The 343-nt window shown below is 36.2% G+C and carries 1 protein-coding gene; it reads right to left on the bottom strand.

What is annotated here, in order from left to right; translation table 11 throughout:
• A partial coding sequence (locus AOA61_RS00590) for a hypothetical protein (protein ID WP_218197328.1) occupies positions 1–343 on the bottom strand: 343 nt, incomplete at both ends.

The raw sequence follows: 343 nt of genomic DNA on the forward strand, positions 1-343 counted from the left end.
GAAGGTATCCTTAGCTACCTTATTTACTTTTTCCATGAGTTCCCCATAATCTAAATGATCATAACTTGGCTTGAATGGAGAAATCCCCTTTTTGACTAATAGGCGCTGAACAATCATCTCGAGACATCTATAAGTTAATAGCGCAGTAATATCTGATTTCTTTTGTTTTTTATAATGATTGGCCATCTTAAATAGATAGGCGAACAAATGCCAATATGTCTTATTATCTCGTAATATCCTTTCACTTCCCGTTCCTTGAAGGTCCTCCAAAGGTTCAATCGCCTCTAACTGCTGCACAAGTTTTAAAGAAGGAATCTCCGATAACTGAAACAGTTCAGTAATT

The sequence above is a fragment of the Pseudomonas sp. 2995-1 genome, from assembly GCF_002742505.1.
Taxonomy (GTDB): domain Bacteria; phylum Pseudomonadota; class Gammaproteobacteria; order Pseudomonadales; family Pseudomonadaceae; genus Aquipseudomonas; species Aquipseudomonas sivasensis.